We start from the raw sequence: 8,214 nt of genomic DNA on the forward strand, positions 1-8,214 counted from the left end.
TATGAACTTAGAGAAGAGATTAGTTATATTCTGTAAATGATAACTAGGAGGAGCCGTGTGCGTTAATAGCGCAAGCACGGTTCTGTGAGGGGGGAGAACACAATCTACCGCAAGGTAGAGAGGTTCTCTTCTACTCGACTAGTGTAAGAAGGATTTGTTATTTGTGGATAGAATAGTTAAAGGATGGTAATTTTTTGGAATTCAGTTAACTTGGAGGGATACAATTATGGATTGGGATACAACACAATATATTCAAATTATAGGTGGGGTATTGGGTGGTGTCGCACTTTTAGCTTTCTTTGTATATTTGGGAAAATATGAAAAGAGTAAAAAAAGAGACCGAAATGATAAAAGATTGTGAAGAGCTGTACTTAAAGTAACGGGGACAAGAGTTAAAGAAGAGATCGCTGCTGCGGTCTTTTTTTTCTTCCACAAAAAGGGCAGTTTAGCAAAAGAAGGAAATTTATCAAAGGTAATAGAATTAAGTCAATAATAAAGATAGAATCCGACATATTTGTGCATTAAATGTCGGACAAATAAATACCTTTTCCTTTAAATTAATAAGTGGAAGGAGAGGAAATATGGATTGGATAGATAGAATGAATAGTGCTTTGGATTACATTGAAAACAATCTGGAGGAAGATATAAATTATAAAAAAATTGCACAAATAGCTCATAGTTCCGAGTATCACTTTCCAAGGATGTTTTCATCAATTTCAGGAATATCCCTATCTGAATATTAGACGGAGACGCCTCACACTTGCTGCATTTGATATTCAAAGAAGTGACATCCGAATTATAGACGTAGCCTATAAATATGGCTATGAGTCCGCTGATTCTTTTTCCCGTGCTTTTCAAAAGACACTTGGAATCAAACCTTCGGAAGCTCGGAATCAAGGGGTACAGTTAAAAATCCAAGAATTTCCTTTCAAATTTCGATAAAAGGGGATACCGAAATGGAGTATCGAATTGAGAATCTTGATTTTGATTTAAAAGTTGTAGGAAAAGGTAAGGTAGTTAAAACAAGTAGAGACTTTAAAACAATTCCTACGCTTTGGAGTGGTGCAAAAAAAGATGGATTTATGCAACAATTGGTTGATAGGTCCTGGGAAGAACCAAAATGCACACTTGAATGTCTTTTGGGTGTTTGTGGAAAAGAGGCAGCCATTATGGATGAGGAATTTACATACTTTATGGGTGTCCGATATGATGGAGTGGTTCCAAGTGAAATGGAAACGCTCTATATTAATCACAATACCTGGGCTGTTTTTCCAGGTATAACGAATGCTTGGAAGCGATTATATACAGAATGGGTTCCAACTTCTGGATATGAACTTGCGAATATACCTTGTATCGAATGTTATTATCCACCAAAGCATAAACCTAGAAACGAACTTTGGGTTCCTGTAATTCCTAAATAAATATATTAATAATTAGGGAAAGGGAATCAAACGTACAAGAAGGGAACTTCAAGCAATTATGAAGGCTCCTATTCCATTTCTACATTATAATTTGCATAACTTAAATTAGTAAGTAAGATTGTGAAAAAGTACACTTAAAGTAAACCAGCTAATAGTTTGTCAACATTTTTCAATAAAAAGATTTTTAACACCCTGATATACTAAAAATGTTCATGCCAAATAACCTTCCTCTATCTTGTAATTGGAAGGTTTTGTTGTATTTAGTTAGATATAGATCTTAAGCTATATCTTGGAAAGTAGTTCTGCTTTTTAGTAAAGCATAGATCCAATGTAAGAGCTTATTAACACATGCAATAACTGCTACTCTAAAGGGTTTTCCTTCTTCGCGTTTTTTATCGTAAAACTCTCTTAGTCTTTTATTACGTGGGATGATCTCTTCAGTCGTTTTCTTTTTGCGCGCATCACGAATACCACTTTGTACAGCCATATACAAGGCATGACGAAGCCTACAAGAACCTCGTTTGGTTATTCGATTCACTGATGCAGTAAACTTACCAGAAGAGTAAACACTTGGGTCAACTCCAGCGAATGCAACGAGCTTTTTGGCATCATTAAACCGTTCTATTTCACCAACTTCGGAAATAATCGTGGCAGCGATTTTTTCTCCGATTCCTGGGATAGACTGGAGTATATGATATTCTTCAATTTCTTTAGCGAGAGCATCTATTTCATCTGCAATTCTAGATAGGTGCTCTTGGTATTGAAGAACAATCTTAACTAACATTTCAAGGTTGAAAATATGACTCTGGTATAAGGTATTTTGAGACGGATTCCGAAGGGCTGCTTCTCTTAATTTCTGTGCTCTTTCACCAGCCCATGTATCTGATCGACATTTTACATAACGAAGCGATTTTCTCGGTTAATTCTTTTTCACTCACATTCAAGACAGCTTCAGAAGTTGGAAATGCAAGTAGAGTAAGCAATGATACTTTCGAATACAAGCTTCCAAATACCCCTCTATACTCAGGGAATACTTGGTCTATTAGTGAGTGTAGCTGTAACTTAGTTTTTGCTGAAATTTCTGCAATACTATCCTGTTGTCTCGTTAAATTACGAAGGTTTAAGAGTTGTATCCCACGTTTTTTATAAGGCTCTAACTCCTCTTTATAAAACAACTCACAAAGGTGGTAGGCATCAACTGCATCAGTTTTAACCTTTCGTAAACTTGAACTCTTTGCTCTGTGTGAGATAAGAGGATTCACAACAATATAAACATACTTTTGCTCCTCAAGGAATTGAGTGACAGGAATATGGTAGTGTCCAGTAGATTCTAAAACGACCGAAGGTTGATAACCACCAGCTGAACTCTCAACTTCTTTAAGGTACTCTAATAAACTACTTAGTCCTTCAGTGGTGTGTTTGACACTAAAGCTCTTACGATAAGGTTTGCCTTTATCTAAAAATGCTTGAACCTGGCTTTCTCCTTTTGATACATCCAGACCAATGACTGGATTCATAAGTTTTCTCCTCCTAGAAAATCAAATTAGTCGGTATCCCCTAAAGGCTTCTTGTAATGTCATAGGTTCGCTTGTTAAACGGGTTCTTTTGTCCCAACCAGCCTGAAACATGTTTATACAAGTAGGGGGTGAACAGTTTATCTAACGGAATCAAGTCCCACGGGGGCGACGTTCTACCCCGACTACCGTAATCATATGACCATATAGAAAAAGGTCAACCAGAAAAATCTGGCTAACCTTATATTACGAACGGGGGCTTTAGTTGAATAAAAAAATAAAAAAAGGATAGAATTACAGGGTTTTTTTTGCCTGTTCATCTATCCTATTTCTATTATATATAACACTTTATTGTTATGATTCACCTATAGTTATATTCTCTTTAACTACTCGCTTTTTGTACTTCGGTTGATCGCATGTATCCTTTTAACATTACTTGGTGATTTTATCTAAACCGTCTCAATCCGTTGGTATCAAAGGGATGAGGTGGTTTTTATTTTTCAGGAAAGTACGCAAAACTTCTATTAACACTAATCGACCTTAGCAAACATCCTTCTTCAACAAAAGAAGCAGGTTTGTGGAAGAAGGATTTTACTAATCGACTTGAATAAATATAATCATTCTTAGATTAATAAAAAGCTCATAAAATACTTTTGGGATTAAGCGCTATTACCATTAATTTCCATGTTTTATTGTAAGGTGAGGATTAAAGGGCGAATATAACTAAATATGGTATTAGTCGCTCTTTTAGATGGATTTTGTGTTGATTATCATTTACATATTTTTACTATTTCAGGTGATGCTAAACTCAGTGCCTTTATTAGGAGGTTATTCGATGAGGATTATGAGGTATTCAAAGTTATTATTAGTGCTGATGATGATTTTCTCTTGGTTTTCAATCCCACTATTAGGGAAAAGGGAAATTAAAAGGTTTTTACCAGCAGGGTTATTTATAACTATGATTGTAACCATAGAAGATTTAATTGCAAAGAAAAGAAAATGGTGGTGGTGGTATGAAAAGCTGCATCCTAAATTATCAGGGATCGTTCTCTTGTTGTGGGGACCATTTTTTATTGGTTCTATGTGGATACTAAAGTGGACTTACGGCAAATTTATAAGATACATCATTATAAATCTTATCGTTGATTCGGTGTTTACTTACTTCTTGGTAGATTTGTTTAAAAAAATAGGGATAGCATCATTAGTCCGTTTAAAAAAATACCAATTATCCATGTTATTCTTTCTTAAATCTTTATTATTATATGGATTTCAATTTGTTAAGGAGCAAAGGTAAACATGGGTTAAATCAACTGCAAAATTATAGGAGGCTATAATAATGGAAGATATTTCACATAGTATGGAGAGGCAATGGCATTGTGATAAAAGAAGAGGTTTATCAACTAAATATGCAAAAATGAATATTGAAATAGGAGGGCTAGCTGAAGATGGTATGAATCTACTTCTGGAGAAAGAATGGATGGAGCAGCCTCCACTGGGGACAAATCATGAAGAATTGGCAAAAAAATCTTGATGTAAATAAAGGGGAAAATAGAGATAAGTTAATTGAGAGTATTCTGTGGAGTATAGCTTTACCTGGTTTTTCCCAAATATTAAATGGACGACTTATTAAGGGGATTATTTTTGTTTTCCTTGAGTTTTTGATCAATGTAAACGCGAACTTTAATGAATTGATTGAATTGAGTTTTAATGGACAAATAAATGAAGCTATTAGTCAGACCAATTATCAATGGTTAATGTTTTATCCTTGTTTATATTTTTTTGCCATGTGGGATGCTATTAAGGACGCAGGCGGCGGAAAGGAACCCTTTTCCTACCTTCCTTTTGTTTGCTCGTCCTATTTTGTAACAGTTGGTATTATATATTCATCAGAAGTAAAAGTGTTTGGTTTTTTGTTGGGGACATTGTGGTTTCCGATGTTGTGTGTAATTCCTGGATTAGCAGTAGGTTTTTCTTTAAAAAAAATATTAATATTGTTTCAAGGATAAGCGAATATTGGCTTCGTTTATCTTTTTTGAATGTCTATTTTATAAGGAATATATGAGGTTCATACTATAAAATATTAATAATGGTACGGTATCTGAAGAGAGGTAAATAATACATACTTTAGGTAATTTCAAGGGAAGATATTTTTAGTATAATTATTTTGGAGGTTACCAATGGATGAAAAAGGGAAACAGATTAGGCTAACAGCGGGTGAAATTGGTCAACTTTGGATTCAATACTTAAATGATAGCTCTAGCATATGTGTTCTTACATTTTTTCTGGAGAAAGCTGAGGATATTGAAATTAAGCCTATAATTGAATTTGCTTTAGAAATATCAAAGTCACATATTCAAAAGATTACAGCAATACTAACAGAGGAAAAAAATGAAGTTCCATATGGTTTTAGTATTAAAGAGGATGTAGATTTAAATGCTCCTAGACTTTATTCAGACAGTTTTGTACTAAATTTTATAAACCATATGTCTAAGGTTGGACTTACAGCTTATTCTGGTAGTGTTGGAACATCTGTAAGAAGTGATATTAGATCCTATTACATGGATTGTCTAACAGAAACAATGCAATTATATGATAAGTCAACTGAATTATTATTGTCTAAAGGATTGTTTATTAGGTCTCCTAGCCTGCCTGATTTAGAGGAGGTTGAATTTGTAAAAAAGCAATGGTTTATGTTAGATGTGTTCGGAGAAAAAAGACCATTAGTCGCTTCCGAAGTCGATAATTTATATGCGAATCTACAAAGAAATGCCTTGGGAGTAGCTACCCTTACTGGCTTTAGTCAGGTTGCAAAGGATAAGGATGTAAAACAATTCTTTTTAAAGGGTTTAGAAGTTGGGAATAAACATATTAGATTATTTAGAGATAAACTAGAGGAAAGTAAACTTCCGGCACCTATGGGTTGGGATTCAGAAATAACAAATAGTACATCCCATACTTTTTCTGATAAACTGATGATGTTCTACACAAGTGGTTTGATTTCTTTGAGCGTGGGCTATTATGGTACAGCTGTTAGTCAAAGTCCTAGAGGAGATATAAGTGCAATGTATAACAGGCTATCCTTAGAAGTCCAGATGTATTCTGAAGATGGAGCTAATATCATGATTAAAAATGGATGGTTGGAACAGCCTCCAATGGCATCCGATAGAGATGAATTAATAAGAAAAAAGAATAAATTGTAAATCACAATTAAAGTCCTTCTGCATTTAACAGTAAGGACTTTTTTAAATAACATTATGATTTCGTTTGATATATTGTGAAGAGTAGGGGGCATTCCTTAAATTAGGGGTGCCTTTTGCATATTTAACAATAGAAGCAGGTTAGCTCAAGAAGCAAATAATCAACTTATAAAAGAATTTTTATAATTAGATAGGAGTAATATATGATTATTTTAATAAGTTCTGTAAATGGTATTGGTAAAACATATATGGCTCAGAAGTTACCTAAAAAATATCATATATCTTCTCTCTAGTGTGATTGTACAGTGGAGATGGTTTAATAAAATTGATAAATCAACAAAGTTTTTTATTGTTTTTAGAGTTTATGAATTGTAATCATGATTGTTAATTGAGTTAACTGAATTTATCAAAGATTTTGATATTCAAACAAGGAAAAACCCCTATCTTTTTTAAGAAGCTAGGGTTTGAAATACTGAATTGTGTTATTAAGTTTCTTCGTCTATGCTCCTTTTTTGTACCCGTTCGTACAGGACGCTACTTCTTTTTTTTGAAAAGTGCTTTATGGTCGATCGCCTTTGCTGGTTCTTCTAGAAATGCATGTTTAATCATTATGTTTGCCCCATCTTCAGCAAACAAAGCAATTTCTGCAGAAAGTCTTGTATATGTAGCACTTAAGTCCATTCGTTGGCATGTTCCTGCGGCCGTACCGTAATTTCCTATTCCTACAGCAATTAATGCAGTTGTATGAAACATCATTAACTTGTCGGAAAATGGGGAAACCGTACTATCCGTTACGTGTGAATCCCAACTCATTGGTGCGGGAATATCTTCGTTAGTTAAAGTTGAACCAAATTTCTTAATGTGCTTATTAGAAATCCCCTTACCTTCTATAAAGAATTGCCTGATATCTTCATTCTTACAAACTTGTGCAAATGCCATCATCAGTGCTTTACCCATTGCATTTGTTTGAATATTGATAAAAAGATGTGTGATTTCAATAGCTGTTAATGGACGTTTATGAGAACCTAAAAAATCGAAAAGAAAACCTTGTTTGTCTATAAAATCAACCTTATCAGGACTAGGTATTTGAGCTGGTCGGACATATACACCTTTCGATAACATGACTTTTCTTGACTTATCGTGTAATTCAGAAACGGAAATAAGTAAATTTCTAAAAAAGTTACTTACATCAGAACGTGCTGAAACACCAATTGCTACTCCAACACTCGCCATTGCAAGTATCTCCAATTTTTGTATATACATAAGGATAAATATGTCGGAAAATAACCTTGGTGCATTCACATTAACATCTTCATCTGTAAAGCCGATTGGTATCGGATGATTTTCTTTAGTAAAAATCTCTGTAATAATTTTGATGTCATTTTCTGCTATACTTAATGAATTTTCTATTAAGGGAAGGATTTCATTATCTTCACAGATGCTTTTAAAATACTTCATTACACAAACAGCTAAGCTATCGTTTATATATTGCGTCCAGAGAAAACCCATTTCTGAAGCAGTAAGCGGAATGTTATGTTCTGTCAATACTTTTTCATCCTTATTTGTCACCCTAACCCTGACCTCCTTTATATTGCCTAAACCTTTTCCATCTTTTTATGATGTTATTTAACTCCAAACATTATTCATTTTTACACATTCCTCAATGCTTTTTTAACAGTCTAGTACCGCCATTGTCGACTTAACTCTTTTCCCAATATAATAACCAAAAGAACGTTACCCTTTGGAAAATTAAAAATATCTATCATATAATAGGCAGACCTATTATTGTTGGACTTTAGGTTGCTTATTGCAATAATGGGGGCTTTAGTTGAATAAAAAAATAAAAAAAGGATAGAATTACAGGGATTCTTTCCCTGTAATTCTATCCTATTTATTATAATTAACACTTCATTGTTATGACTCACCTATAGTTTGAACTGCACCCCAATTGTTAGACATTACTAACAATTAAGGTGCAGTTTTTCTATGGCTAAATTTACTGCAGAAGATAAATTACAAGCAGTTAACCGTTACTTAAGTGGAAGGGAGAGTTCACATAAAATAGCGAAATCATTAAGGACT

General features: G+C 33.9%; 6 protein-coding genes and 2 pseudogenes. 6 read left to right on the top strand and 2 right to left on the bottom strand.

From position 1 onward, the window contains the following. Positions 1-226: 226 nt before the first annotated feature. Together BKO01S_RS25100 and BKO01S_RS24930 are read left to right on the top strand one after the other, a co-directional pair. Positions 227-361 (top strand): hypothetical protein, encoded by a 135-nt coding sequence (locus tag BKO01S_RS25100; RefSeq protein ID WP_269748573.1) that lies wholly within the window; start codon positions 227-229, stop codon positions 359-361. Between the two features lie 220 nt (positions 362-581). Next, positions 582-1,421: pseudogene (locus BKO01S_RS24930) on the top strand (AraC family transcriptional regulator). 277 nt (positions 1,422-1,698) lie between these two features. On the opposite strand, the pseudogene BKO01S_RS23355 reads toward BKO01S_RS24930, so the two are convergent. Further along, positions 1,699-2,938: pseudogene (locus tag BKO01S_RS23355) on the bottom strand (IS110 family RNA-guided transposase). 832 nt (positions 2,939-3,770) lie between these two features. Here BKO01S_RS23355 and BKO01S_RS23360 point away from each other — a divergent pair. The 4 genes from BKO01S_RS23360 (at position 3,771) to BKO01S_RS23375 (ending at position 6,135) form a co-directional block, all read left to right on the top strand. After that, a complete protein-coding gene (locus BKO01S_RS23360; protein ID WP_066060141.1) occupies positions 3,771-4,229 on the top strand; it encodes a hypothetical protein in 459 nt (152 codons plus the stop codon). A gap of 42 nt (positions 4,230-4,271) precedes the next feature. Then, positions 4,272-4,466, top strand: a complete 195-nt coding sequence (locus BKO01S_RS23365; RefSeq protein ID WP_066060143.1) for a DUF3231 family protein — start codon at positions 4,272-4,274, stop codon at positions 4,464-4,466. After that, positions 4,441-4,941 carry a hypothetical protein gene (locus BKO01S_RS23370; RefSeq protein WP_066060145.1) on the top strand — a complete coding sequence of 167 codons (501 nt, stop codon included), beginning with the start codon at positions 4,441-4,443 and terminating at the stop codon, positions 4,939-4,941. The genes BKO01S_RS23365 and BKO01S_RS23370 overlap by 26 nt, the downstream gene beginning before the upstream one ends. 171 nt (positions 4,942-5,112) lie before the next feature. Beyond that, the gene (locus tag BKO01S_RS23375; RefSeq protein ID WP_066060148.1) at positions 5,113-6,135 is read left to right on the top strand and encodes a DUF3231 family protein; all 1,023 of its coding nucleotides are present in this window, start codon (positions 5,113-5,115) and stop codon (positions 6,133-6,135) included. Between the two features lie 531 nt (positions 6,136-6,666). Here the strand turns inward: BKO01S_RS23375 and BKO01S_RS23380 are convergent. Beyond that, the gene (locus BKO01S_RS23380; protein ID WP_066060151.1) at positions 6,667-7,701 is read right to left on the bottom strand and encodes a DUF3231 family protein; all 1,035 of its coding nucleotides are present in this window, start codon (positions 7,699-7,701) and stop codon (positions 6,667-6,669) included. Between the last annotated feature and the right edge of the window lie 513 nt (positions 7,702-8,214).

This window comes from Robertmurraya korlensis NBRC 107688, from assembly GCF_001591645.1.
Classification (GTDB): domain Bacteria; phylum Bacillota; class Bacilli; order Bacillales; family Cytobacillaceae; genus Robertmurraya_A.

Excerpts from the sequence above, each read along its gene's own strand:
- BKO01S_RS25100 (WP_269748573.1), top strand. The coding sequence starts at position 227 with ATGGATTGGGATACAACACAATATATTCAAATTATAGGTGGGGTATTG.
- BKO01S_RS23360 (WP_066060141.1), top strand. The coding sequence starts at position 3,771 with ATGAGGATTATGAGGTATTCAAAGTTATTATTAGTGCTGATGATGATT.
- BKO01S_RS23365 (WP_066060143.1), top strand. The coding sequence starts at position 4,272 with ATGGAAGATATTTCACATAGTATGGAGAGGCAATGGCATTGTGATAAA.
- BKO01S_RS23370 (WP_066060145.1), top strand. The coding sequence starts at position 4,441 with ATGAAGAATTGGCAAAAAAATCTTGATGTAAATAAAGGGGAAAATAGA.
- BKO01S_RS23375 (WP_066060148.1), top strand. The coding sequence starts at position 5,113 with ATGGATGAAAAAGGGAAACAGATTAGGCTAACAGCGGGTGAAATTGGT.